Origin of the sequence: Mesorhizobium atlanticum, assembly GCF_003289965.1 — a bacterium.
In the GTDB taxonomy this organism is placed as follows: domain Bacteria; phylum Pseudomonadota; class Alphaproteobacteria; order Rhizobiales; family Rhizobiaceae; genus Mesorhizobium; species Mesorhizobium atlanticum.
This window is the reverse complement of record NZ_QMBQ01000001.1, coordinates 76,923-100,333: the sequence shown is the minus strand read 5'-3', so window position 1 is coordinate 100,333 and position 23,411 is coordinate 76,923. Positions and strand designations below refer to the sequence as shown.

The 23,411-nt window shown below is 65.5% G+C and carries 28 protein-coding genes; 15 read left to right on the top strand and 13 right to left on the bottom strand.

The window, feature by feature from the left end; genetic code table 11:
* Positions 1 to 165: 165 nt before the first annotated feature.
* Positions 166 to 1,053: a transcriptional regulator GcvA gene (locus DPM35_RS00590; RefSeq protein WP_112125417.1), complete on the bottom strand. Its 888-nt coding sequence runs from the start codon at positions 1,051 to 1,053 to the stop codon at positions 166 to 168.
* 131 nt (positions 1,054 to 1,184) lie between these two features.
* Between DPM35_RS00590 and DPM35_RS00585 the strand changes: the two genes are divergently transcribed.
* The 3 genes from DPM35_RS00585 to DPM35_RS00575 all read left to right on the top strand — a co-directional run bounded on the left by DPM35_RS00585 (position 1,185) and on the right by DPM35_RS00575 (position 2,909).
* Positions 1,185 to 1,646, top strand: a complete 462-nt coding sequence (locus DPM35_RS00585; RefSeq protein ID WP_112125416.1) for a VOC family protein — start codon at positions 1,185 to 1,187, stop codon at positions 1,644 to 1,646.
* Positions 1,647 to 1,683: 37 nt separating this feature from the next.
* Entirely contained in the window at positions 1,684 to 2,415 is a 732-nt protein-coding gene (locus tag DPM35_RS00580) for an SDR family oxidoreductase (RefSeq protein ID WP_112125415.1), read from the top strand.
* A 128-nt stretch (positions 2,416 to 2,543) separates the two neighbouring features.
* Complete coding sequence (locus DPM35_RS00575; protein ID WP_112125414.1) at positions 2,544 to 2,909, top strand: hypothetical protein; 366 nt, start codon at positions 2,544 to 2,546, stop codon at positions 2,907 to 2,909.
* A gap of 11 nt (positions 2,910 to 2,920) precedes the next feature.
* Here DPM35_RS00575 and DPM35_RS00570 read toward each other — a convergent pair whose 3' ends face one another.
* Positions 2,921 to 3,814, bottom strand: coding sequence for a LysR family transcriptional regulator (locus tag DPM35_RS00570; RefSeq protein ID WP_112125413.1), 894 nt, complete (start codon positions 3,812 to 3,814; stop codon positions 2,921 to 2,923).
* A 203-nt stretch (positions 3,815 to 4,017) separates the two neighbouring features.
* Here DPM35_RS00570 and DPM35_RS00565 point away from each other — a divergent pair, with 203 nt between their 5' ends.
* The 3 genes from DPM35_RS00565 to DPM35_RS00555 are packed head-to-tail and all read left to right on the top strand — an operon-like array spanning position 4,018 to position 6,666.
* Positions 4,018 to 4,413 carry a (R)-mandelonitrile lyase gene (locus DPM35_RS00565; protein WP_112125412.1) on the top strand — a complete coding sequence of 132 codons (396 nt, stop codon included), beginning with the start codon at positions 4,018 to 4,020 and terminating at the stop codon, positions 4,411 to 4,413.
* Between the two features lie 27 nt (positions 4,414 to 4,440).
* Entirely contained in the window at positions 4,441 to 5,457 is a 1,017-nt protein-coding gene (locus tag DPM35_RS00560; protein WP_112125411.1) for a zinc-dependent alcohol dehydrogenase family protein, read from the top strand.
* 9 nt (positions 5,458 to 5,466) lie between these two features.
* Positions 5,467 to 6,666 (top strand): arabinose transporter, encoded by a 1,200-nt coding sequence (locus tag DPM35_RS00555; protein ID WP_112125410.1) that lies wholly within the window; start codon positions 5,467 to 5,469, stop codon positions 6,664 to 6,666.
* A 55-nt stretch (positions 6,667 to 6,721) separates the two neighbouring features.
* On the opposite strand, the gene DPM35_RS00550 is transcribed toward DPM35_RS00555, so the two are convergent.
* The gene (locus DPM35_RS00550) at positions 6,722 to 7,243 is read right to left on the bottom strand and encodes a hypothetical protein (RefSeq protein WP_112125409.1); all 522 of its coding nucleotides are present in this window, start codon (positions 7,241 to 7,243) and stop codon (positions 6,722 to 6,724) included.
* Positions 7,244 to 7,322: 79 nt separating this feature from the next.
* On the opposite strand from DPM35_RS00550, the gene DPM35_RS00545 reads away from it, so the two are divergent.
* Positions 7,323 to 7,859 (top strand): cupin, encoded by a 537-nt coding sequence (locus tag DPM35_RS00545; RefSeq protein ID WP_112125408.1) that lies wholly within the window; start codon positions 7,323 to 7,325, stop codon positions 7,857 to 7,859.
* A gap of 18 nt (positions 7,860 to 7,877) precedes the next feature.
* On the opposite strand, the gene DPM35_RS00540 is transcribed toward DPM35_RS00545, so the two are convergent.
* Together DPM35_RS00540 and DPM35_RS00535 are read right to left on the bottom strand one after the other, a co-directional pair.
* Positions 7,878 to 8,225: a hypothetical protein gene (locus DPM35_RS00540; protein ID WP_425373328.1), complete on the bottom strand. Its 348-nt coding sequence runs from the start codon at positions 8,223 to 8,225 to the stop codon at positions 7,878 to 7,880.
* Positions 8,226 to 8,737: 512 nt separating this feature from the next.
* Positions 8,738 to 8,947, bottom strand: coding sequence for a hypothetical protein (locus DPM35_RS00535; RefSeq protein ID WP_112125406.1), 210 nt, complete (start codon positions 8,945 to 8,947; stop codon positions 8,738 to 8,740).
* 163 nt (positions 8,948 to 9,110) lie between these two features.
* Here DPM35_RS00535 and DPM35_RS00530 point away from each other — a divergent pair, with 163 nt between their 5' ends.
* Positions 9,111 to 9,425, top strand: a complete 315-nt coding sequence (locus tag DPM35_RS00530) for an EthD family reductase (RefSeq protein WP_112125405.1) — start codon at positions 9,111 to 9,113, stop codon at positions 9,423 to 9,425.
* Positions 9,426 to 9,522: 97 nt separating this feature from the next.
* Here DPM35_RS00530 and DPM35_RS00525 read toward each other — a convergent pair whose 3' ends face one another.
* The 5 genes from DPM35_RS00525 to DPM35_RS00505 form a co-directional block, all read right to left on the bottom strand.
* Positions 9,523 to 9,819 (bottom strand): DUF2934 domain-containing protein, encoded by a 297-nt coding sequence (locus DPM35_RS00525; protein WP_112126179.1) that lies wholly within the window; start codon positions 9,817 to 9,819, stop codon positions 9,523 to 9,525.
* A gap of 82 nt (positions 9,820 to 9,901) precedes the next feature.
* Positions 9,902 to 10,453, bottom strand: coding sequence for a DNA-3-methyladenine glycosylase (locus tag DPM35_RS00520; RefSeq protein WP_112125404.1), 552 nt, complete (start codon positions 10,451 to 10,453; stop codon positions 9,902 to 9,904).
* A gap of 147 nt (positions 10,454 to 10,600) precedes the next feature.
* A complete protein-coding gene (locus DPM35_RS00515; RefSeq protein WP_112125403.1) occupies positions 10,601 to 11,032 on the bottom strand; it encodes a type II toxin-antitoxin system VapC family toxin in 432 nt (143 codons plus the stop codon).
* A 3-nt stretch (positions 11,033 to 11,035) separates the two neighbouring features.
* Positions 11,036 to 11,245 (bottom strand): fascin domain-containing protein, encoded by a 210-nt coding sequence (locus DPM35_RS00510; RefSeq protein ID WP_112125402.1) that lies wholly within the window; start codon positions 11,243 to 11,245, stop codon positions 11,036 to 11,038.
* Between the two features lie 76 nt (positions 11,246 to 11,321).
* Complete coding sequence (locus DPM35_RS00505) at positions 11,322 to 12,470, bottom strand: amidohydrolase (protein ID WP_112125401.1); 1,149 nt, start codon at positions 12,468 to 12,470, stop codon at positions 11,322 to 11,324.
* A 160-nt stretch (positions 12,471 to 12,630) separates the two neighbouring features.
* Between DPM35_RS00505 and DPM35_RS00500 the strand changes: the two genes are divergently transcribed.
* Positions 12,631 to 14,604, top strand: coding sequence for a putative bifunctional diguanylate cyclase/phosphodiesterase (locus tag DPM35_RS00500; protein ID WP_112125400.1), 1,974 nt, complete (start codon positions 12,631 to 12,633; stop codon positions 14,602 to 14,604).
* A gap of 570 nt (positions 14,605 to 15,174) precedes the next feature.
* On the top strand, positions 15,175 to 17,244 hold the full coding sequence (locus DPM35_RS00495; RefSeq protein ID WP_112125399.1) for an ABC transporter ATP-binding protein/permease: 2,070 nt from the start codon (positions 15,175 to 15,177) through the stop codon (positions 17,242 to 17,244).
* A gap of 298 nt (positions 17,245 to 17,542) precedes the next feature.
* On the opposite strand, the gene DPM35_RS00490 is transcribed toward DPM35_RS00495, so the two are convergent.
* The 3 genes from DPM35_RS00490 to DPM35_RS00480 form a co-directional block, all read right to left on the bottom strand.
* Positions 17,543 to 18,079, bottom strand: coding sequence for a hypothetical protein (locus DPM35_RS00490; RefSeq protein ID WP_112125398.1), 537 nt, complete (start codon positions 18,077 to 18,079; stop codon positions 17,543 to 17,545).
* On the bottom strand, positions 18,076 to 18,909 hold the full coding sequence (locus DPM35_RS00485) for an SPFH domain-containing protein (RefSeq protein ID WP_112125397.1): 834 nt from the start codon (positions 18,907 to 18,909) through the stop codon (positions 18,076 to 18,078). Before DPM35_RS00485 ends, DPM35_RS00490 begins: the two co-directional genes overlap by 4 nt.
* A gap of 103 nt (positions 18,910 to 19,012) precedes the next feature.
* Complete coding sequence (locus DPM35_RS00480; protein WP_112125396.1) at positions 19,013 to 19,549, bottom strand: hypothetical protein; 537 nt, start codon at positions 19,547 to 19,549, stop codon at positions 19,013 to 19,015.
* Between the two features lie 582 nt (positions 19,550 to 20,131).
* Between DPM35_RS00480 and DPM35_RS00475 the strand changes: the two genes are divergently transcribed.
* From DPM35_RS00475 to DPM35_RS00455, 5 genes are all read left to right on the top strand, one after another.
* A complete protein-coding gene (locus tag DPM35_RS00475; protein WP_112125395.1) occupies positions 20,132 to 20,557 on the top strand; it encodes a DOPA 4,5-dioxygenase family protein in 426 nt (141 codons plus the stop codon).
* A gap of 190 nt (positions 20,558 to 20,747) precedes the next feature.
* Positions 20,748 to 21,023 carry a PepSY domain-containing protein gene (locus tag DPM35_RS00470; RefSeq protein WP_127874993.1) on the top strand — a complete coding sequence of 92 codons (276 nt, stop codon included), beginning with the start codon at positions 20,748 to 20,750 and terminating at the stop codon, positions 21,021 to 21,023.
* 7 nt (positions 21,024 to 21,030) lie between these two features.
* Complete coding sequence (locus tag DPM35_RS00465; protein WP_245431384.1) at positions 21,031 to 21,597, top strand: cytochrome b/b6 domain-containing protein; 567 nt, start codon at positions 21,031 to 21,033, stop codon at positions 21,595 to 21,597.
* Positions 21,598 to 21,722: 125 nt separating this feature from the next.
* A complete protein-coding gene (locus DPM35_RS00460; RefSeq protein WP_112125392.1) occupies positions 21,723 to 22,259 on the top strand; it encodes a cytochrome b in 537 nt (178 codons plus the stop codon).
* Positions 22,260 to 22,844: 585 nt separating this feature from the next.
* Positions 22,845 to 23,372 carry a flavodoxin domain-containing protein gene (locus tag DPM35_RS00455; RefSeq protein WP_112126178.1) on the top strand — a complete coding sequence of 176 codons (528 nt, stop codon included), beginning with the start codon at positions 22,845 to 22,847 and terminating at the stop codon, positions 23,370 to 23,372.
* Positions 23,373 to 23,411: the final 39 nt, after the last annotated feature.

The window sequence follows — 23,411 nt, the reverse complement described above, 5'->3', positions numbered from 1 at the left end:
GCCGTTCCCGGAACCACGATAGCACGTGCTCACCCCATAAAGAAGCAATTGCTAATATATCGGCGTACAGGGCTTCAGGTTGCATTGCAGCAAGAGGTGCGAGTTGAGTGCCATGTCTCGAAGGCAGCACACGCGCGCAAGGCGGTGCGTAGATGTTGCCGCTCCTCAGCTCGGCTTGATCTCCTCAAACAGCCAGTCGCGAAATGCCTTCACCTTGCGCTGCCGGATCGCTTCCGGCGGATAGACCAGATAGAAGCTGGAAACCGCCTTCAGCGCGTGATCGAAGGGCCGCACCAGCCTGCCGGTGGCAAGGTCGGCGGAGACGAGCATGGTACGTCCAAGCACCACGCCTTCGCCCTGGACGGCGGATTCCACCGCGAAGGTGGCGGAATCGAAGGTGAGGCCGCTGTTAGGATCGACGCCTTCGACCCCGGCGCTGGCCAGCCACGCCGCCCAGTCGATACGGTAGCCGTCGCGGATCAGCGTGTGATGCCTGAGGTCCTCGGGCCGCTTCAGCGGATGCGGGCCCTCCAGCAGCTTCGGGCTGCAGACCGGAAACACTTCCTCGCCGGTGAGGAATTCCGACGTCAGCCCGTGATAGTGGCCGCCGCCATAGCGGATGGCGACGTCGATGCCGTCGCCGCGGAAATTGGTCAACCGGCCGGTGGTCGAGACGCGCACGTCGATATCGCCATGCGCGCGGTGAAACCGGTAGAGCCGCGGCACCAGCCATTTGCCCGCGAAGCCGTCCGACGTGCTGACATTGAGCGTCGAGCCGGAATGGCGTGAGGTCGCCGTCTGCGTCGCCAGCGCGAGTTGGTCGAGCGCCTCGCGCACGGCAGCCGCATAGGGCTCGCCGACAGGGGTGAGCCGCACTGAGCGCGTCGCGCGCTCGAAGAGCTGCACGCCGAGCTGGTCTTCCAGATGTTTCACGGCACGGCTGATCGCGCCATGGGTGAGGTTGAGCTCGTCGGCGGCCCTGGAAAAATTCAGGTGCCGGGCGGCGGCCTCGAAGGCCGGCAAGGCGTTGAGCGACGGCAGTCTGCGGGCCATGACGACAAAGCCATTTGTGAAATATGGTAACAAATCCTTGCCAAACTTTGGTTTGTCCGTCGAGCTTTTTCCAAGCAAAAATCCTCACAGAATTTGTGATCAATACTCACTTAAAAACCTGCGAGGACACCATGGCCACCCTTCATCCCTTCCTCTGGCTCAACCTCGATGCCGAAGCGGCGCGGGACTTCTATCTCTCTGTCTTCAAGAACAGCCGGGCGCTCGGAGCGATCGAGTTCACCGACAAGCCGCACGCGATCTTCGACTTCGAACTGGAAGGTCAGCGCTTCACCGCGCTCAACGCCGGTGGCGTGCCGCCCTTCAACGAGCGCATCTCGCTTTACATCGAGACGAAGGACCAGGCAGAGACCGATTATTTCTGGAACGCGCTTACGGCCGACGGCGGCTCGGAACAGCCCTGCGGCTGGCTCAAGGACAAGTTCGGCGTCTTCTGGCAGGTCATCCCGAGCGAGGCCTTGCGCCTGATGAACGACCCCGACCGCGAAAAGGCCGATCGGGCACGCCAGGCGATGTACTCGATGAGGAAGATCATCCTCGCCGACCTTGAAGCCGCCCACGCCGGCCGCGCCTGAACACAAACATCCCGCAATTGAAGAACGGAGAAGACCCATGACCACTCTCACGGGAAAGAAGATCGTCGTCGTCGGTGGCAGCTCCGGCATTGGTTTCGGCGTCGCGGCCGCTGCACTGGAACACGGCGCGGACGTCGTGATCGTCGGCCGCTCCGAGGACAAGCTGAGGGCCGCCGAGAAGCGGCTTGGCGGGGTAGGGCGCGTGACGCGCATTGCCGCCGACATGGCCAGCGAGGCGGACGTTGCCCGCCTGTTCGACACGGGCGGCGCCTTCGATCATCTGGTAGCGACGGCCGGCACGCCGCCGCCCAATGATCCGATCGGCGAGACTGATATGGATTTCGTGCGCGGCTTCGTCGACGGCAAGCTGGTCGGCGCGGTGATGTTGGCCAAGTATGCCGTGCGCAAATTGAACAAAGGCGGCTCGATGATCTTCACCTCGGGCATCAACAAGGACCGCCCGCCGGTCCCCGGCGGCTCCGTGGTCTCGGCGGTCGCCGGTTCCTTCACCTATTTCGCCCGCGCGCTTGCGCTGGAGATCGCGCCGACCCGCGTCAACATCGTCTCGCCCGGCTGGGTCGACACGGAGATGTGGGACGAGATCGTCGGCGAGGCCAAGACAGGCTATTTCGAGCAGATGGGCGCACGCATTCCGGCCGGCAGGATCGCCAGGCCCGCCGACATCGCGCCGGCCTATCTCTATCTGATGCAGAACGCTTTCATGACTGGCGAGACCGTCCATATCGACGGCGGGCAGCGGCTGGTGTGATCGGAAACGGCCGGACCTCTGTCTGAGCATCCGGCTCCGCCAATCGCTGCCACCAGGGCCAGGCCTCCTGTTCCGGACTTCGCCGGGCAATGGCATTTCCGGCGCAACGCTATATACATGGCGTTCGAATGAGCAGCGCCTCCGCCTTGTCGAGGAATGCCATGCGAAGGGTCATCGTCACAGCCATGTGCCTTGCCGCCGCGACAGGCGTCGACGCCCACGACTGGTACCAAAACAAGGTCGATCCGGTAACGAACTTCAAATGCTGCGGCGGCACGGATTGCCGCCCCATACCCGACGATTCGGTGCAGTCCAGGGCCGACGGCGGTTACGTCTATTTGCCTGATGGCTTCAACATCCCACGCGAGCGCGTGCAGGAATCCCCGGATGGCCGATACCATATCTGCGAGAACCACTACGTCATAACCAACCAGCCCTATCTGCGCTGCTTCTTCGCGCCGCGGCTCAAGGTTTCGCGGCTGCTTCCGCGCTGACCGCGAGCTCCTCAGCCCCGGTGCCGAAGCGCCTCTACGATCACCGCCATGGCCGGCGAGAGCTGGCGCCGGCTTGGGTAATAGAGGTGGTAGCCCGGGAAGGGCAGGCTCCAGTCGTCGAGCACGAGCTTGAGCCGGCCCTCGGCCAAGTGCTGGCTGACGAGGTCTTCCGGGACGTAGGCGATGCCGTAGCCGGCGAGCGCGGCGTCGACCATGGGGATGGTCGTGTTGAAGGTAAGCTGGCCGTCCACGCGAACCCTCAGCTCGCGGCCCTTCTTTTCGAATTCCCAGGCATAGAGGCCGCCGAACGTCGCCTGTCGCAGGCAGATACATTCGTGTCCGACCAGGTCCTGCGGTGTCTTGGGGACCGGGCGACGCAAAAAGTAATCCGGCGAGGCGACGGCCACCAGCCGCCAGTCCGGGCAGATGCGCACCGCGATCATGTCCTTGTCGACGCTTTCGCCGAGCCGTACGCCGGCGTCGAAGCGCTCCTCGACGATGTTGCGCATGCCGTTGTCGCTGTAGAGCTCGACGTTGAGGTCGGGATAGTCGCGCAGCATCGGCTGCAGCTTCGGCCATACGATCATTCGCAGCGCATGATCGGATAGTGTGATGCGCACAGTGCCGGAGGGCTTGTCACGAAAAGCCACGAGGCTCGAAAGGTCGGCCTCGATGCCTTCGAAACGCGGGAGTAGCGACTGGTAGAGCCGCTCGCCCGCTTCCGTCGGCGCCACGCTGCGCGTCGTGCGGGTCAGCAGCCGCACGCCGAGTCGCGCCTCCAATTGCTTGATGGTGTGGCTGAGCGTCGATTGCGATGTGCCGAGCTCGGCCGCCGCCCTGGTGAAGCTGCGCTCCCTGGCGACAGTCAGGAACCACAGCAAATCCTTCAGATCCTCGCGTTGCATGGCAACCTCGGCCGCTCGTTCAAGCTCTGGCGGTTCGTGGCCGCCGCTCGTCGATTCATATCAGAAATGAATAACTCCATGCAGATTGCAACGGCTAATCCGGATAGTGTCGGTGATTTATATAACCACCAGCGGAATGACTGGAGGGTCTGACGGCGGGCAGCTTCACATAGAATGCGTCTGAGGACGCAAGGGAGATCACCATGGACATTCTTCGCGCAGGCACGAGACCTTCCGGCAAGGGGCCCTCGGACTGGTTCACCGGCACGGTGCGGATCGATCCGCTCTTCAATCCCTTCGACGCCGCGCGCGTGCAAGGCGCCCAGGTCACTTTCGAGCCCGCCGCCCGCACGGCATGGCACACGCATCCGCTCGGACAGACGCTGATCGTCGTCTCCGGGCTCGGCCGCGTGCAGCGCGAGGGCGGTCCGGTCGAGGAGATCCGGCCCGGCGACGTCGTCTGGTTCGCGCCCGGCGAAAAACACTGGCACGGCGCGTCCCCCGAAACCGCCATGACCCACGTCGCCCTCCAGGAGGTCAAGGACGGCAAGGTGGTGGACTGGCTGGAACATGTCAGCGACGCCGACTACGGCGCCTGACTTTCTCCGAAACGAAAGGACAGCAAAATGCTCGGAACCGTTCTTCACGAGCCCGGCGACATCCGCTGCGAGGAGGTCGCCGATCCGAAAATCCTGCGCCCGACCGACGCGATCATAAAGCTCTCGGCAAGCTGCATCTGCGGCTCGGATCTGTGGCCCTATCGCGGGCTGCAGCCGGTCGACGGGCCGATGCATATGGGTCACGAATATTGCGGCATCGTGGTCGAGGTGGGCGCAGAGGTGCGCAATGTCCGCCCCGGCCAATTCGTCGTCGGCTCCTTCTGCCTCTCCGACAACACTTGCCCGCATTGCCGCTTCGGCTTCCAGTCCTCCTGCGAGCAGCGCGAGTTCATGAGCGGCGCCCAGGCGCCCTATGCCCGAGTGCCGCTGGCGGACGGCACGCTGGTTGCGACCTCCGAGGTTCCGCCGGCCGAGCTTGTCCCTGACTTGCTGGCCGTGTCGGACGTGCTCGGCACCGGCTGGTACGCGGCGGATGCGGCCGAGGTCCGCGAAGGATCGACGGTGGTCGTTGTCGGCGATGGCGCCGTCGGCCTGATGGGCGTGCTCGCAGCCAGGGAGATGGGCGCCGAACGCATCATTGCCATGAGCCGCCATGCGAGCCGCCAGAAGCTTGCCCGCGAATTCGGCGCGACCGACATCGTGGCCGAACGCGGCGAGGAAGGCATTGCGCGCATCAAGGAGCTGACCAGGGGCATCGGCGCGGATTCGGTGCTGGAATGCGTCGGCACGGCGGAATCCTTCGACCAGGCTCTAGCCTGCTCGCGGCCCGGCGGCACGATCGGCTATGTCGGCGTGCCGCATGGCGTGAGCTTTGACGGCCAAAGACTGTTCTTCGGCCAGAAGCGCATGCTGGGCGGCCCGGCGCCGGTGCGCCGCTTCCTGCCTGACCTGATGCAGCGTGTGCTCAAGGGCAGGATCAAGCCCGGCAAGGTCTTCGATCTCAAGCTGCCGCTGGCCGAGGTCGCCGAAGGCTATCGCGCGATGGACGAGCGCCGCGCCGTCAAGGTCATGCTCGAGGTCTAGGCGCTGGCGATGGTCGCGATGGACACGGCGCGGAATGCAAGCGCAGCCATGGCGGGTCTGCTGCCGATCATGGCGGCGGTTTTCGCCGGATTCCTGCTGATCGGCCTGGCGCTGCCGGCCCTGCCGCTGCATCTTCACCAGGGGCTGGGCTTCGGACCCTTCGCCGTTGGGCTGGTGACGGGCAGCCAGTTCGTAGCCTCGCTTTTGTCACGGATCGGCGCCGGAAACTACGCCGATGCGCGCGGCGGCAAGCGGGCGGTCGTCGTCGGCCTGATCGCCGCCGCCCTGGCCGGGTTCATCTATCTCGGATCGCTCGCATTGCTCGATCGGCCAGCGGCGTCGGCGGCCATGCTGTTCGTTGGCCGGGCCGTGCTGGGTGCGGCGGAAAGCTTCATCATCACGGGTGGTGTGGCCTGGGGATTGGCGCTGGCCGGCGGGCAGCACTCCGGCAAGGTCATCGCCTGGGTCGGCACCGCGATGTTCGCCGCTCTGGCGCTCGGGGCGCCCGTCGGGTCCGCGCTCTATACGGCCGGAGGTTTCGCCGCGATTGCCTTCGCCACCATCGTCCTGCCGTTTGCAACGCTCCTCGCCACGCTGCCGATGCACGGTGTCGGGCCGGCTGGCGCAACGGCTCGGCAATCCTGGACGAGCGTCGCGCAAGCCGTCTGGCTTCCCGGCGTGGGGGCGGCTCTCAGCAGCCTCGGCTATGGCGCGATCCTGTCCTTCGCGGCACTGCTCTTTTCCGAGCGCGGCTGGCATCCCGTCTGGCTTCCGTTCACGGCCTACGCGGCATCGCTGATCGCGGCGCGGCTCTGTTTCGGCCAGTTGCCCGACAGGCTTGGAGGCGCTCGAGTCGCCGCAATCTTCGTGGCCGTCGAAGGGGTGGGCCTGTTGTTGATCTGGTCGGCGCCCGGACCGCTGGTTGCCACCCTAGGCGCAGGCCTGACGGGTCTCGGATATTCGCTTGTCTATCCCGGTCTCGGCGCCGAGGCCGTGAGCCATCTTCCGTCAGGCAGCCGCGGCCTTGCCATGGGGCTCTACACAGTCTTCCTCGATGTGGCGCTCGGCTTCGGCAGTCCGGTGCTCGGTCTGGTCGCCGCGTCGGCAGGGCTGCAATTCGTCTTCCTCGCTGTCGCTGCTGCTGCGGTTCCGGCCTTGGCCATCGCGCTCCTGCTTCGGCGCAAGTCATCCGCCGTACGGAGAGTGTAGGCGGCGAGCCGCCGCCGCTCCGCCGTTTCTGCTGGTGGCCGGAAGCCAGCCAGCTTCAGCGCCGTGGCACCTCGGCCCACAGCTTCTTGGCAAATCCGCGCTCGTCCAGCGCCCACGCCGAGCCGTTCACCACCGCCTTGCCGCTTGCGCATTTGTAGGAATAGACAGCGTCATGGCCTGTCGCGAAGGCCGGCACGACGTCGTCATTCGGGTTGGTCTTGCAGAATTCGTCGGCGCCCGGATTGTCGCGCGCGGCGTTCATCTTGGCGCAGGGCAGGTTGGCGCCGACGAAGCAGGCCAGCACCTTGCCGTTCATGCAGCGGTAGTTGGCCTGCGTCTGCAGCTCCTGCTCCTGCGGCGCGCTCTTCGCGTCGGGAAACAGTTTTTTGAACGCCTTGACCGTGCCGCTGTAAAGCTCATGCGAATAGGGGCGGACGGTGTCGTCGTTCTTCACCTGGCGGCAGAAGCTGTAAAGATCCTGCACCGCGGCAGCCGGCGCCGGCGCGACGCCGGCGGCAGCGACAAAGGCCGAAAGCAGCGCTGGGGCAAGAAAGCCGATTGTCGAAAACGCGGTCATCGTGACCTCCTAGGCTGACCGGAGCAAAACGCGCGGGAAACCGTTAGACCCGGTGATGCAGGTTGCAGGAGTGGCAAGGATGGCGCAACTGGTCGAAAAGCAGGAGCCTCTCTCCTTTCGCTTCGCCGATGACGGGCTGGTGCCCAATCATCCGCGCTGGCCCATGCTTGTCTATCCCGGCGCGGTGCCGCTGCCGGACGACGTCGATCCGGCCGCCGTCTTGGAGGATATTTTCAGCGCGAATGGCTGGGGCGACAGCTGGCGCGACGGCATCTACGGCTTCGTCCATTATCACTCGCGCATTCATGAGGTTCTGGGCATCGCGCGCGGCTCCGCCGAGGTGCGCTTCGGCGGCGGCAAGGGCAAGGTTCTCGAAGTCAAGGCGGGCGACGTGGTGGTTCTGCCGGCCGGCACGGGCCATCAACGCCTGTCCGCCTCCGCGGATCTGCTCGTGGTGGGCGCCTATCCGCCCTTCGGCACATACGATCTGTGCCGGAGCCCGGAGCAGCATGCCGAGGCGCTGCGCACGATCCCGGAGGTCCGCCGTCCCGATAAGGACCCGATCTATGGCAGCGACGGACCGTTGTTGGCAGCGTGGAGCAAGTTGGCGGCCTGAACCGCAACGCGGTGTCCCCTACGGATAATGCTCCTTCTTCGGCGCATAGATTGCCGGATCGAAATCCAGTTCCTTCGGCAGCTTCTGGCTTGAGCACTGCAGATGCATCTGGCGGGCGAGCAGCCGCCGCTGCTGCTTCTCATGCTCCTTCACCGCCGCGACCATCCCCATGCTGTACGGCCCAAGCAGCACACCGAACCCCCAGCCGGGATGGTCCTTCTCGCGCTGCGCATAGTCAGCTGCGGCGGCGCGGGCCTGCTGGCATCCTGGCGATGCCCATTTCGGATCCTGCTGCGACAGCGAGGCGCCGTAGTCGGCCGGAGAGGACACGCATCCAGCCACACCCGCGCAGAGCGCGGCGATCATCGCAATTCTCATCCTTGAGTCCTCGCTAATTTAGGCCGGAAAGACCACAGAATGCTTCTTCGCACAAGCGAGATGGCGGCAAGTAGTGTCTCAGTTTGAAATTGAACCCGTGGTTCGCGGCGCAAAGAAGCAGGTCCACCGCATCCTGTATCTGCCAACGCGGAACGTCGGATAGAGGGTTTCGCAGATATGATACTGGTCGTCAGGCGCTGCCTGCACGCGGTCCCAAGGAATGAACCATTCGCCGGTAGCGGGATCATTCCGAGAGTAGGGTTGAGGTTGCCTGACGTAATAGCCCTGCCTAGTCGATCTGACATCGCCTGACGCGACTGGGTGGCAATCGTGATCGCCGCAACATTTGAGGCGCAGAACAGGGTCGGTTTTGCCCGAGTACCAGCTATGAGCGCTGGCGTTGCCGGCCAAAATAAGACAAACCAAGACTATTCGCCCCCGCCACTCTCCCATGTTATTAGCCCCCTCGCACTTGCCTATAGGCATTTGACTATAGCAATTTAGAGAAAGCTAATATACTGACTTAGGTCGAATTGATCAGCGCTTTGTGCCTGAGCGCCGCCATCACTCGGCATTTCGCTTTTATAGGGACGACGCTTGCCCGGCTTCGGTGCAACGGTGTCCATCTTCTCGCAAAGGTCATCCATAGACCAGAGGGTCATGGGCACGTCAGCGGCCATCGCGAGGGTCATCTTCAGCGTCTTGTGCATTTTGATGAAGTTGCGAGCCGCCTACCGGCGGCAACAAGGCAGGTGGAGCGGACCTGTCGCCTATCATCGTCCCTCCGCGCTCCCGAAATTTCTTCAACGCCTCGTTCCGTTTCCACCCGCGGCTTCGTCCTTGGTTGGTCCACCGCGAAGAAGGAGAGCCGCCATGGCTGGAATGATCGTCATCTACAAGCAGCCGGCCGACGCTCAGGCGTTCGACAGGCACTATTTCGAGACGCATATACCCCTGGCCAAGAAGATTCCGGGCCTGAAGAAATACGAGGTCAGCCAGGGGCCGATCACGGTGCTGGCCGGACCGTCCGACGTCTACCTCATCGGGACGCTGCATTTCGACGATCTCGACGCGATGAAAAAGGGCTTCGCCAGCCCGGAGGGAAAGGCGGCCGGGGCGGATCGCCGGCTTTACGCGCCCGATGAGTCAGGCGTTCAGATCTTCATTTTCGACAGCCGCGAGGTCTAGAACCAGGGCTGGCATGAGGTGACCGGCTTACAAGGCTTGCCCATGGCAAGAAGCGTCTCGTCCACGGCCTGTTCGAGATTGATGAATATGACCGGCCTCAGCCTTTGCGCCGGCTGCGCTTCGTCGGTGCCGGATCGTCTGCGGGCCCCTCGGGCCGGTTGCTCGTTGCCTTGCGTGCCAGTGCCTCGGCTGCCAGCGGGTCCGGCTGGCCGGCCGGTATCGTCACCGCTCCGGGCAACGCGGCGCCGGGCTGCTCGCCCAGCCCCTTGTCCTCGCGCTCGATTTCTTCGCGAGCCTGATGCCAGTGTTCCTCGCGTTGGCCATCCGCTTCGCCGCTGCGTTGCCAGATTTCATAGGCGCGGCGTTGGATGCGTTCGTATTTGTCATTCGCCATTGTCTGTTCCTCCGATGCCTGTCCCGAAACGCGCGCCCGCCGCGAACGATCCATGATGGGGGAGGAACGGATATGGCGCCGCTCACAATTTCCGGCTGAGATAGGCCGACCCGCCAAGCCCGAACCGCCACTCGAATTCCACCGCCTTGGTCAGGCCGATCCGGCGGCCGCTGACGATCGCGGCCGGATCGGTCCGCGATGGGGAGAACTCGAAAGGCGGCGCGGTGAGCGGCAGCCGATTGTGCGAGCCGTCGATGCCCAGCGCCTGGCAGAGCTTGCCGGGACCGGAGCAGAGCAGCCGCTCGTCATCCACGCCGCGCCGGCCGCGCATCTCGGCGATGCCGGATTGCGGCTGGATCGCGCGGATCAGCACGGCGCTGCCCGGCAGGCATACCGCGTTCAGGCACCAGTGCAGCCCGTAGGAACGATACACATAGGCCGTGCCGGGCGCGCCATACATCGGCGCGTTGCGCGGCGTGCGGCCGCGATAGGCATGCGAGGCGGGATCGTCGGGCCGGTAGGCCTCGGTCTCGACGATGATGCCGCCGACACCGGAGAGCGCAAGCGTGGCGCCGATCAGCGCCCGGGCGACTACCAGCGCGTCACGAGCGAAGAAGTCGCGATCAGGCGGCATGGCGGCCCGCGCTGGTCAGATAGGCCATGATCATCCCGCCGGCGCGCTGCCGTGATCGCCTTGTTCGTGTTGATAGCGGCTGCGACGATGCTGAAACTGGACCTAGTGTGGCTGGCGCAACAACATCCATCGCGCTTCTTGCTGGCTCTAGCAGGCAATCACCTCTAGGTAGTTGGGTGAGGCGAGGCTGAACATGAGTGCGTCGCGCGTGATGATCGGGACCCTTCTCACGCGCGCCGTCGCGATCAGATAACAATCACCTGGGTCCTTGTGGCCGGTATCGGCTATTACAGCTGCTGCCTCGCAGGCAATACGCTGCTTGATGGGGACAATCTTCGCTCCTGTGGCAGCCACCGCCGCCGAGAACCACTTCGACGGGGTTCCCGTGCCGAGATTCGGCGGGTCCTTATGCGCCGGCTTGCGGGACGCGATCGTCAATTCCCATGCCGTGATCGGTGACACGTAAAGCGTTCCGGAGGATTGGCCATCGGCAATCGCGACAAGGGCTTCTTCGGAAAGCGTGCCGGCTGCCGTCACCAGCCAATAAAGTGTATGGGTGTCGAGCAGGGCGCCTGGCAAACGTCAGTTCTTGACGGTGGGTTTACGGACCTTGTGCGAGTCGTCTTTGAGTGCTTGCTCTGCTATCGGCTTTGTAAGATCCAAGCCTTTCTTCAGCGGCAATTGCGACGCCTTCAAGGAGTCTGCGCCGCGCACCTCCACGAAGCGACCGCTGCGTGAATCACGCACCGCCCATTTGCCTGTTGCTTCCTGTTTGATCTGCGCTTTGGTCATAAGCTGAATATAACGACAAATTGCCCGTAATGCGAGCTTTCGATGCGCGGTGGCCGCTCCTTGGCTGCTTTGGCGCTCACCCCAGCAAATTGCGCGCCGCGCGCATGAAGATACGCGAGCCGATCGGGATCAGATCGTCGGGGAAGTCATAGTCGGGATTGTGCAGCGATGGATGGCGCTCGCCCGCGCCGAGGAAGAACATCGCCGATTTGGCGCTGTGGCCGAAAATGCCGAAATCCTCCGAGGCGCGCATCGGCAGCGCCGCCTCGCTGCGGGCAACGCCTTCCTCGTCGAGCGCGCGGGCGAGATGCTCGACCGCGTCCGGCGCGTTGACGCTGGCGACGAAGATCTCGTGATAGTCGAAGCGCACCGAGAGGCCGTGCTTGTCCGCGATCTTCGCGGCAAGCGCCTCCGCGGCGGCGACGAGTTCGGCCATGCGCTCGTCGCGCCTGGTGCGCAGCGTCGCCCAAACTTCCGCATAGCCAGGGGCGATGCCGAACACGGCTTCGCCCATGGAACAATGGGTGACGGTCACCATGCTGAAATCGTCGTCGGCGAAAGTGCCGCGCCCGAGCGCGGGCAGCGCCGGCATCAGCTCGCTCATCGCCGGCATCGGCGAGATGCCGGTTTCCGGCATCGAGGAATGCGCGGTCTTGCCCTCGAGCACGATGCGCATGCCGCGCGAGGCGCAGTTGACGGTGCCGGCCTTGAGCCGCACCTCGCCGAACGCCACGCCGGGCAGATTGTGCAGCGAGAAGGCGAAGTCCGGCGCGATCTCGGCAAAGCGCGGATCGGCGACGACGCCGGCCGCGCCATTGCCGGTCTCTTCCGCCGGCTGGAACATCAGCACGACGCGGCCCCGCGCCGGCCGCTCTCGGCCGAACTGGCGGCCAAGCGAGGCCAGGATCGCGCTGTGCCCGTCATGGCCGCACATATGCGACTTGCCCGGCACCTGTGATGAATGCTCGACGCCCGAAAGCTCCTCGATCGGCAGCGCGTCGAGCTCGGAGCGGAACAGCACCGTCGGCCCGGCCTTGCCGCTGTCATAGACCGCCGCCACGCCGTGCCCGCCGAGCCCCGTCAGCACCTTGTCCGGCCCGGTATCGGCGAGGAAGGCGACCACTTCCTTCGCCGTCTTCTCCTCCTCGTTGGAAATCTCCGGCTGCCGATGCAGCTTGCGGCGCCATTCGGTGAGCTCGACGATGTCGCGATTGGTGAGGGTCATGATCTTCCAACTCCGCTTGAGCGTGGCTCATACAAACACGCTGCGATTCTGCCTACGCCGGGCCATGCGGACAAATTCCTGTGGCCCACCGGGAAAATGCACCGTAAACCGCTGAAATCCTTAACACGATTTTCATCCCGCTCGCCTAACCACGTTAAGCATGGCGAAGCATGATGAGCGGCTGGCTGCGGGTCCCTCTTCGGAGGGGCAGAGCGAAGCCGTGGAAGCCGGCATCCTGCGCGACCAGCTTGGCGATCTGAGCAAATGCGTCTTCATCTCGATGCCCGTCGGCACGGTGCTCTCGGCGCTGATCCTGGTGGTGCAGCTGATCTCCGGCGGCGGCCTTGCCGCGGTGATGTGGTTTGCCGCGGTCGCCCTGATCAACGGCGCGCGCCTGGTGCTGGCGCTCGCCCAGTCCGGCGCGACCGACGAGCGGCCCCAGGCGGTCCGCGCCCGGCTTTCGCTCTATGGCCTGCTGGCGCTCGCCTCGGGCATCGCCTGGTCGTTTCTGGCGCTGCTCAGCGACGGATACGCATCGGCTGAGGCGCCGCTCTACCTGATCGTGCTGGCTGGCGCTTCGGCCGGGTCGGTCACCTACGGCACCTCCTATGCGCCGGCCTCGATCAACTTCGTCACCTTGCCGCTTCTCATCGCCGCCGGCTGCGTGCTGGCGCATGGCGGCGTCGCGAATTACGTGCTTGCCTTCACCATCGCGATGTTTTTCGCCGGCATGGTCAGGAGCGCGCTGATCGGACAATCCCGCTTCCGCGAGACCAGCCGCCTCAAATACGAGGCGCGCGAGTTCGCCGCCGAGATGGAACGCAACTCCAGGCGCGATCCGCTGACGAATTTGCTCAACCGCTACGGGCTGGAACAGGCGATCCGAGAGATCGGTCCTTCCGACGGCCCGTTCGTGGCCATGCTGATCGACCTCGACGGCTTCAAATCCGTCAACGACACCTACGGCCACAACATCGGCGACGGCCTGCTGGTCAAGGTGGCGCGCGGGATCGAGGACCACGCGCCGGAAGGCGCGACGATCGCGCGTATCGGCGGCGACGAGTTCGTGCTGCTTTTTTCCGCCGGCAGATCCTCGCGGCCGGCCGGCGAGCTTGCATCCACCATCATCGCGGCCATCGCCAATCCGGACACGGAGCTGAATTCGGTGCGCGTCGGCGCCTCGATCGGCATCTATCAGGCGGAAAAGCCGCGATTGACGGAGATGCTGCTCAAGGCGGACTTCGCGCTCTACGCGGCCAAGCGCGGCGGCAGGAACGAATACTGCCTCTTCGACGCCGCGCTCGACTGCGCGCTGGAACGCAAGAACCGCATCGAGCGCGATCTGCGCGGCGCGATCGAGTCGGGCGCGCTCTGCTCCTGGTACCAGCCCTTGGTGCGGCTCGACACCGGCGCGGTCGTCGGCTTCGAGGCGCTGCTGCGCTGGCACCACGAGGTCCACGGCGCCATCTCGCCGCCCGAGATCGTCACCGCCGCGCGCGAGACCGGCCTTCTTTCGCTTCTGACCGAGACCGTGTTCTTGAATTGCTGCGCCATGATCGGCGAGCTGATGCGGCAGGGGCGCTCCGATGTTCGCGTCGCGATGAACCTGTCGCCGCGCGAGCTCGAGGCCGGCAATGTCGACGACATGATCCTCGATGGCCTGAAGGCGAAGAACGTGCCGGCCGCAATGCTGGAGATCGAGATCACCGAGGAGGCGCCGGTCGACCGCGCCCGGGTCGACGAGAAGGTCGGCCACCTTGCGGATGCCGGCATATCGATCGTTCTCGACGATTTCGGCACCGGCTTCTCGACGCTGGTGTCGCTGAAGGACAGCCGCATCCGCAAGATCAAGATCGACAAGGATTTCGTGCGCGACCTGGCGAAATCGGTTGAGGACCAGGCCGTGGTCGAGGCGGTGATCGGCCTTGGCCGCACGCTCGGCATCGAGGTGATGGCCGAGGGCGTCGAGACCGACGCCGACCGCATGATCCTGCGCTCCCTGGGCTGCATGATCGCGCAAGGCTATCTGTTTTCGGCGGCACTCCCGATGCGCGACGCGCTCGCCTTCGACGCCGCGGGCGCTGAGGTTATTTTCGAGCCGCGGCGCAATCCCCGCAGCGGCACCGCAGCGTGACTTGCCTGCGCAGGCATTCTTCGTAGTTCGGCTGGCAAGCGGCGGCGAAAGGGCAGGGTAGCCGCGACGTGGATCGCCCGAGTGGTGGGAAGCGCTCCGATGTCGTGCGCAATCGCATGGGGCGCTCCCCCGCTCCGTCTCGGCGCTGCGCGCCGAGCCACCTCTCCCCACAATCGTCTACGGCATGCACACATCTTCTGTGACTGGCGTGACTGATCGACGTGAGGCTTGATTGCCAGGTGGTTCCCCCAATCCGTCGCTGCTTCGCAGCGCCACCTTTCCCCCCTCCGGAGGGAAAGGAAGGGAGCGTTGCTGGACGAGCGTTGCCGGGACGAGCGTTGACGGCAAAAAGCTTGACGCCCTTTCCTCTACCCCGTCGATCGGGGGAGAGGTGGCTCGGCGAAGCCGAGACGGAGTGGGGGTCGACCAGCACTGCGTTGGAGAATGCATGCGGTCCCTCGCCCCCGCCAAGGCAGTGACTCGAAGCCGGGACGGAGCGGGGGAACAACCTCCGTGATTGCCCCGGGCGGCCTGCATGAAACCTTTTGATTTTTGGGCCGTTGTCGCGCGATGCCCAAGGCCAGAGCCAAACGGAAGCCCGCAGACGCCGCCACTTTGCGTGCGGTGCGCCAAGCGCCCTCACAGAAGCGGGTAGGCAAGCCGAATCCGCGGCAGGACAAGCCGCCCAAGCCGCGCGCGGCCGCGCCCGAGGCAGCGCAGGAAAAGCCACCTGCCGACGCGGCGCCCGAGGCCATCGGTCATGCCGGATCGCCGCCGCCCGAGGCCGCCGAGCCCGGCCCTCAGCTTTCGCCCGAAGAGGCCAAGCGGGCGCGCAAGAAGTATCTTCTGCGGCGCTTCTGGATCAGCGGGCGCGGCTATTGGGGTTTGCGCGGCGACAGGCTCGCCTGGCCACTGACGATCGGGCTGCTCACGCTCATCTGCGTCAATGTCGGTTTTCAGTATGGCATCAACCGCTGGAACCGCGCGATCTTCGACGCCATCGAGCAGCGCGACGCCCACATCGTCTACTGGTTGAGCGCCATCTTCCTGCCGCTGGTCGCCGGCAGCATCAGCCTGGTGGTCGCGCAGGTCTACATCCGCATGACCATGCAGCGGCGCTGGCGCTCCTGGCTGACCACGGCTGTCATCCAGCGCTGGCTGGCCGGCGGGCGCTACTACCAGCTCAACCTCGTCAAGGGCGACCATGCCAATCCCGAGGCGCGCCTGACCGAGGACCTGCGCATCGCCACGGAATCGCCCGTCGATTTCATCGCCGGCGTGCTCAACGCCTTCCTGTCGGCCTCGACCTTCATCGTCGTCCTGTGGACCATCGGCGGCGCGCTGAGCTTTTCGCTGGGCGGCTCGGTCATCACCGTGCCCGGCTTCCTCGTCGTCACCGCCGTCATCTATGCCGCCATCACCTCGACCTCGATGTTCTTCATCGGCCGCCATTTCGTCGAGCTTTCAGAGCAGAAGAACCAGACGGAAGCCGAGTTCCGCTACGTGCTGACGCGCGTGCGCGAAAACGGCGAGAGCATCGCGCTGCTGGGCGGCGAGGAGGAGGAGAACGCCGGCATCGACCGCTCCTTCGCCGCCGTACTCGGCCGCTGGGCGCGGCTCACCGGCCAGCACATGCGCACCACGCTCGTCTCGCAGGGCTCCAGCCTGTTCGCGCCGGTCGTGCCGGTGCTTCTATGCGCGCCGAAATTCCTCGACGGCTCGATGAGCCTTGGACAGGTCATGCAGGCGGCCTCCGCTTTCGCCCTCGTGCAAGGCGCGTTCGGCTGGCTGGTCGACAATTATCCCCGGCTTGCCGACTGGAACGCCTCGGCCCGCCGCATCGCCTCGCTGATGATGTCGCTGGACGGGCTGGAGCGGGCCGAAGAGAACGACCGGCTGGGCCGCATCCAGCGCGGCGAGACCGGGGACGGCGCCATGCTCAGCCTCAGAAATCTTTCGGTGACGCTCGACGACGGCACCTCGGTGGTGAAGGAAACCGAGGTGGAGATCCAGCCCGGCGAGCGCGTGCTGGTCTCGGGCGAATCCGGCACCGGCAAGTCGACGCTGGTGCGCGCCATTGCCGGCCTCTGGCCCTGGGGCAGCGGCAGCGTCGATTTCCACCCGGGCAAGCGCCTTTTCATGCTGCCGCAGCGGCCCTATATCCCATCCGGCACGCTGCGCCGCGCCGCCGCCTATCCCGCCGCCGCCGACAATTGGACGGTGAAGGAGATCAATGCCGCGCTCGACAAGGTCGGCCTTGGCTATCTGAACGAACGGCTGGAGGAGGAGGCGCCGTGGGACCAGACGCTGTCGGGCGGCGAAAAGCAGCGCCTCGCCTTCGCCCGCCTTCTGCTGCACGCGCCCGACATCGTGGTGCTCGACGAGGCGACCTCGGCGCTGGACGAGAAGAGCCAGGACACAATGATGCAAACGGTGATGAAGGAACTGCCCAGAGTCACCATCATCAGCGTCGCCCACCGCGCCGAGCTGGAAGCGTTTCATACGCGCAAGATCACGCTGGAGCGGCGTGAGGGCGGGGCGAAGCTGGTGAGCGATGTCGAGCTGGTGTCGAGGAAGAAGAAGCGCGGCTTGATCCAGCGGGCGCTGTGGGGGAGTGGGGCGAGCGGCGGTAAGGGATAGGGCGCTCCGAGGTGGTGCGCAACCGCGGATGGCGCTCCCCCGCTCCGTCTCGGCGCTGCGCGCCGAGCCACCTCTCCCCCATTTCACGGGGGCGAGGAAACGCCAGTCGCCGAGGGCGAGGAAATGTCAATCGCCTTGGCCGCGACCTTCGCAAGCTTGGGTTCCTCGCCCCCGCAGCGCGGGGGAGAGGTGGCTCGGCGAAGCCGAGACGGAGCGGGGGCAGCGCTGCCCTATGCGATCCTTCGAGGCGCCGGAGCTTTTGCCTGTCAGAAGCCCGCGCCCCGCCCGGTTCGGATCCTCACAGCAGGAACGTCTGCCGGTCGCGCAATGTGGTCGCGATGGCGGCGATGCCGGTCTCGATCTCGCCTTTGTTGGCGAGTATCGCCTCGCCGGCCGCGCCCTCGAGGAGAGAGCGCAGCAGCTCCGCCTGGCCGACCAGCACCGCGTCCTTTTCGGCCAGCGTGGCAAGCGTCGCGGCTTCCAGCCGGTAGCGCTGGGCCATGCGGTCGTTCTCCGGCACCGGCTGGTGGCGGATCAGCCCTTCCAGCCCGCCCACCTCGCGGCCCAGCCGCTCCAGCGCCTGGGCGTTGGCGACAACCGCCGGATCGGGGAAGGGATTGGCCCTGGTGGGCGGCGCGATGTTCTCGCGCCGGTAGCGGCTCTCGGCCGCGTCGAGCCCAGCCCGCGCCCGGCTGAGCAGCGAGCACGCCATCTGGCGCACCCGCTGGTCGTCGGCCCGGAGCTGGTTTTCCAGCCGGTAGAAATTGTAGCCATAGCCGTAGAACAGGTTGATCCCGACCTGCGCCAGCGGCCCGGCCTCGTAGAAGCGGCTCATCGCGTCGCGCCCACTTCGTCGCCCAGTGGATAGAAGCCGGTGGGCTGGCCGCCGATCTGGAACGGCACGCCGGCGGCGGCATTGGGCGCCGAGACCAGGCCCTTGTCCGCCATGCGCAGCGCCAGGTAATAGCGCACCGCCTCGATGGGGCTGAGGCCGATCGCCTGCAGCGAGATCAATTCGCGCATGCGCTCGTCGCGCGGCATGATCAGCACCTTGAGGTCGTTGAGCATGATGCCGTAGACCTTCAGGAAATCGGTGAGATGCGCCTTCACCGCCTCGCGCACGTCGCTGATGCGCTCGTTGACGTTCTCCATCTTGGTGACCTGGATGATCTGGTTGATCGCCTGTTCGATCGCCGGGCCGGCATAGTCGGCGATCTCCTTGGTGTCGATCACGGCCCCGGCGAAGGGCATGTGGGTGATGAGGTCGAGCGCCTCTTCCTTGCTGTCGATGTGGATGTAATAGTCGACCACATAGGACATCTCCGCCATCTCCGCGCTGGTCGCCACGCCCTCGTTGCGCACCAGGAGTTTCGAGCGGTTGATGTAGATGACCTCGTAGACCCAGGGCGACGAGCCGCCGAAGAAGCCTTGCACCACCGAGCCCACCAGCGGCTTGTCCGGCGTCTGCAGCGCGTATTGCCCGGTCTCGTAGACGTTGAGCACCGCGCCGCGCGACTTCAGGATGCAGAAATGATTGCTCTCGACGGTGAGCAGCGAGCCCGAGACGATGCTCTCGTCGACGATCTTCATCGCCACCGTCCTGGTGCCCAGCGCATCCGTGCCGTCGCGCTGCAGCGATGTGATGACCTGCCTGGTGATTGCCATTTGAACTCTCCCTCGCTTGGTTGGACACGCCCCGCGTGCCTCATGGATTTACGATGCAGAACAGATGGTTGGAGCGGAAAGACGATTCGGAATGTCAGCCGCGCTAACGCGGCGAGCAGAGGCCCTTGCCCCTGAAGGATTGTTCGAGCCGCGCGGTGCGGTCCGTCCGCTGCCGGAAGCCATTGTCGCCGTCGAGCAGGTATTTGGTCCGTTGCTTGCCCTGTGCCTGCGCGGCCGCCTTCTTCGAGGCCTGCCTGGCCGCCTGCCTGAGCGGCTTCAGCGCCTCGGACGCCCTGCGCTCGATCTCGGTGGCGACGCCGGACTCCTGCAAGGCGCGGCTGACGGCCTGGCCGAGCAGCTCCCGCCCTGTCTCGCCGAGCAGGGCGTCACCGAGCAGGCCTTTTTCGCCGAGGAATCCCTTCTCGCCGAGGAAGCCCGAAACCGCCTTGGCGACATCGACAACCTCGTCGCCTTCGGTGTCGTCGTCGGCGTCGTCCGAGGACACGGCCCGCGGCGCGGCGCGCCGGCGGCCCTCCGGCCGCCTGCCTTCCAGCCGGACGCCTTTGGCCCTGCTTCGCCCCTTGGCGAACCACTGCCAGGCGACGAAGCCGAGCGCGAGCAGAAACAGAAGATGCGACATGCCAACCCCCCGCTCAAACGCACTCAAAATCGAAGGGAGAGGGCAAGCGAAGACCACGACGAGACTTCCGGGGCACCGCCCGGGTTCATGCTGCGCGGGGTGCCGTTTCGGCCGGCCCCGCTCGATGGTCCGCGTCGATTTGCCCGCTTTGATGATGCCGGAACCTGCCCGCCTCGGCGCGGCTTGCCGCCCGTTCCCGGGCGCCGCGCCTCAGGCGCATCAAAGGCCGTTCCGTCGCCGCTCCCCCTCCATCCCTTGCCTCATTCTCAAAGACGTCGTCTTCCCAGGACGGGGCTGTCCGGGAACCATGGATGGCATGCTTGCCCGTTGATAAGCGAAGACTGAAATAGCTGCCATACACATTGTCGCGAGCGGCGGGCGGCGGCCCTTTCCTCGCCCCCATGAAATGGGGGAGAGGTGGCCGCGTAGCGGACGGAGCGGGGGCAGCGCCAGCGTACGCGATTGCCCGCCAAGCTCGCCGACGCTTGAACGGAGCGCTTCACCCGTTTCCAGGAAACGAAGAACCGCCTACAGTTCCGGCAAGCACGACGGGATGGAACCATCGGGGAGGGGAGCATCGCCATGAACGACGCCACACCAGATAATCCGAGACAGCTTTCGGAGATCGCCAGCTATCACGCCCATATCTATTTCGCCGGGCCGGCCGAGCGCCGGCACGCCGAATGGCTGCGCGAGCGCATCGGCGAGCGTTTTCGCGTGCGCCTGGGCAACTGGCACGACAAGAAGGTCGGCCCGCATGACGAGGCCATGTACCAGGTCTCCTTCGCCACCGGCCTTTTCGCCACGCTGGTTCCGTGGCTGATGCTGAACCATGGCGGCCTGAGCATCCTCATCCACCCCAACACCGCCAACGCCAAGCGCGACCACCTCATCGACCCGATCTGGATCGGCCGCCCGCTGGCGGTGCACGGCGAGGTCCTGCCCGACGAGGATCACGAGGCGGAAGCGGCGCTGGAGGTGAATACCGAGCCGACGCTCGCCGTTTAGGAGCCCGTCGGATCAGCCCCAGACTTTCAGCGCTATCGCGCACGTCGCCCGGTTCTATCGCGCCCGCCATCTTTTCCGGGACTTCTGTCAGTCGGTTGTCAGGTTGGATTCGCTATGCCTCGCCAGTGACGCGCGCAACGCCGTCATGGCCTCTCGGCCGCAATACCACTCCCAACCAGATGGAGATCCCATGTATCGCACTCTCGTTATCGCCGCCCTCGCGGGCGTGATCGCCGGACCGGCGCTGGCGGCCGGCACCTGCAGCACCGCCGCGAAATCGAAGTTCCAGCCCAAGGCGACGCTCGAGGCGCAGTTGAAGGGCGAGGGCCTGACCGTGCGCCAGATCAAGACCGAGAAAGGCTGCTACGAGGTCTATGCGGTCGACAAGGACGGCAAGAAGGTCAACACCGCCTACAATGCCGAGACGCTCGAGAAGCTCGACAATGCCGAAGCCGGCGAAAACTGATCGAGCCTTGCCGGCACAGGCCCACGCGCGCCCGTCACTCGACGTCGTGCGCGTCTGGGACCGTGTCGTGCGCGGCTTCCACTGGGCGCTGGTGCTGAGCTTCGCAATCGCCTGGTTCACGCCGCAAAGCGCCGAGAACATCCACCACTGGGCCGGCTACGCCGCCGCCTCGCTTGTCGCCATGCGGCTGGTCTGGGGCATCGTCGGCACGCCCTATGCGCGCTTCTCGCAATTCGTGCGCGATCCCGCGACGGTGCTGCGCTATCTCCTTGCCATCATCAAGGGCAGCGAGGCCCGCTATATCGGCCATAACCCGGCTGGCGGCGCGATGGTGATCGTGCTGATGGCCATGATGGTGTCGGTGGCGGTGACCGGGTGGATGCAGACGACGGACGCGTATTTCGGCGTGTCCTGGGTGGAGGACGCGCACAGCCTCGCCGCGCACGGCCTGCTCGCGCTGGTGCTCGTCCATATCGGCGGCGTGGCGATGGCAAGCCTTCGCCATAATGAAAACCTTGTTCGCGCGATGATCACCGGCCGCAAGCGCAAAGCCGCGCCGGCCGACATCGCCTGAACGCGCCCCGCACCGGGGCAACCGCGGGCGCCTGCCTGGACGCCCGCGGAACCATATCGGCGTTTGCGCGCCGAGGCGTTCCCGGCCTCGGCATCACGCGAGCCTAAAAAGACGGAGCATGCCTAATGCGGCGCTATTCACAGATCACCATTGCGATCCACTGGCTTACGGCCCTTTTGGTCGTCGCCGCCTGGTTCACTGCCGAGGGCGGGCGCCATGCGCGCGCCGACCCGCCCTACCTGCATTTCACCCTCGGCCTTGCCGTTCTGCTGCTGGTCGTGCCGCGCCTCTTGGCGCGCTGGCTGGGCGCGGCGCCCCGCGTCGAGGACCCGCAGAGCCGCTGGATGGACCTTGCCGCGCGCGCCGGACACACGGTGCTCTACCTGTTCCTCATCGCGCTGCCGCTGAGCGGCTGGTATGCCGCCTCGCGCCTGGGCATCCAGGTCTCCTTCCTGGGGCTGGACCTGCCGGCGCTCGCCGCGCCCGTGCAGGGCGCGCCGGGCCTGATTGCCGACCTGCACGAAACCGGCGGCACGCTGATCCTGTGGCTGGCCGGCGCCCATGCGCTGATCGCCATTTGGCACCAGTTCGTCATGAAGGACGGGACGCTGGAGCGCATGAACCCGCTCACCGCGAACGACCTCGCCGAGAGCCGCGAATAGAGCAATTCCAAGCAAGGCGGTTAGGCTCGGCGTCTTCGCCGCAGCCTTCCGTCCGGAATTGCCTCAAAACAAAGAGATAGGGCGGTTCGCCGAAACGGTGAAACGCTCCAGAAGGCGCCCGGGCAGGACGGGCGCCGTCGCATCGGCCGCGCAGGCGGCGCTGGCGGCGAACACCGAGCCGGCGCCTGGCGCGCGGGGCCGCTTTCTGAGTGGCCGGCGCCTGTTGCGTGAGGGGGCAGCGCCCCGACGCCGGCCCGGCGAACCTGGGTCCGCCGCATATTCAAGATAGCTAAAGTAGCGGCGCCGCGACATGGCGCGATCGCAGAAGCGACGTTGCATGCGCGTCGAGCCGCAGCTCCGCCAAGTCCTCCCGCGCCGGCCGGCCGAGCGCACGCGGCTCGCCGATGGCCGGCGCGCAGGCGTCAGCGCGAATTGCGGCCCGCGAAAATGGCACGAACCTGGGCATCCGCGCCGGCGCGAAAATCGGTGCGTGAAGCCCCTTTCATGCGCTATGATGCGCTCCGTTGCATTGGGGCGCGCCGGGCAAGTCGGATGGTCCCCATCAACCTCTGTCGGAGGGACATCGTGAACCTCTTGATCGTCTATGGAACGACTGAAGGGCAGACCAGGAAAATCGCTGAACGGATGGCGACCGACATTCGCGGGCGCAGGCATCAGGTCGAGCTGCTGGACAGTGCGAGGTTCACGCCCGATCTGAAGCTCGGGCATTTCGACGCCTTCATTATTGCCGCGTCGGTCCACCAGGAGCACCATCAGGAAGCCGTCACGACTTTCGTGTTCGCGCATCACGACCTGTTGAGCGGCAAGCCTTCGGCGCTGGTTTCGGTCAGCCTGTCGGCGGCGCTGGACGGCCACGAGGCCGCTGCCCAGAAATATGTCGACCGCTTCGTCTCCGTGACGGGTTGGCAGCCGCGCATGACGCTTCTGCTGGGCGGCGCCTTGCGCTTCACCAAATACGATTACTTCCAGGAGCAGTTCGTCAAATTCGTCGTCATGAAGGGCGAGGATCCAGGCCCAGGGCAGGATCACGAATTCACCGACTGGAACGCGCTCGCCGGCTTCACCGACCGGTTCCTCGCAACGATCGGCTGATGCATGTCGCCCAAAAGTGTGCAGCGGTTTTGGGACAAC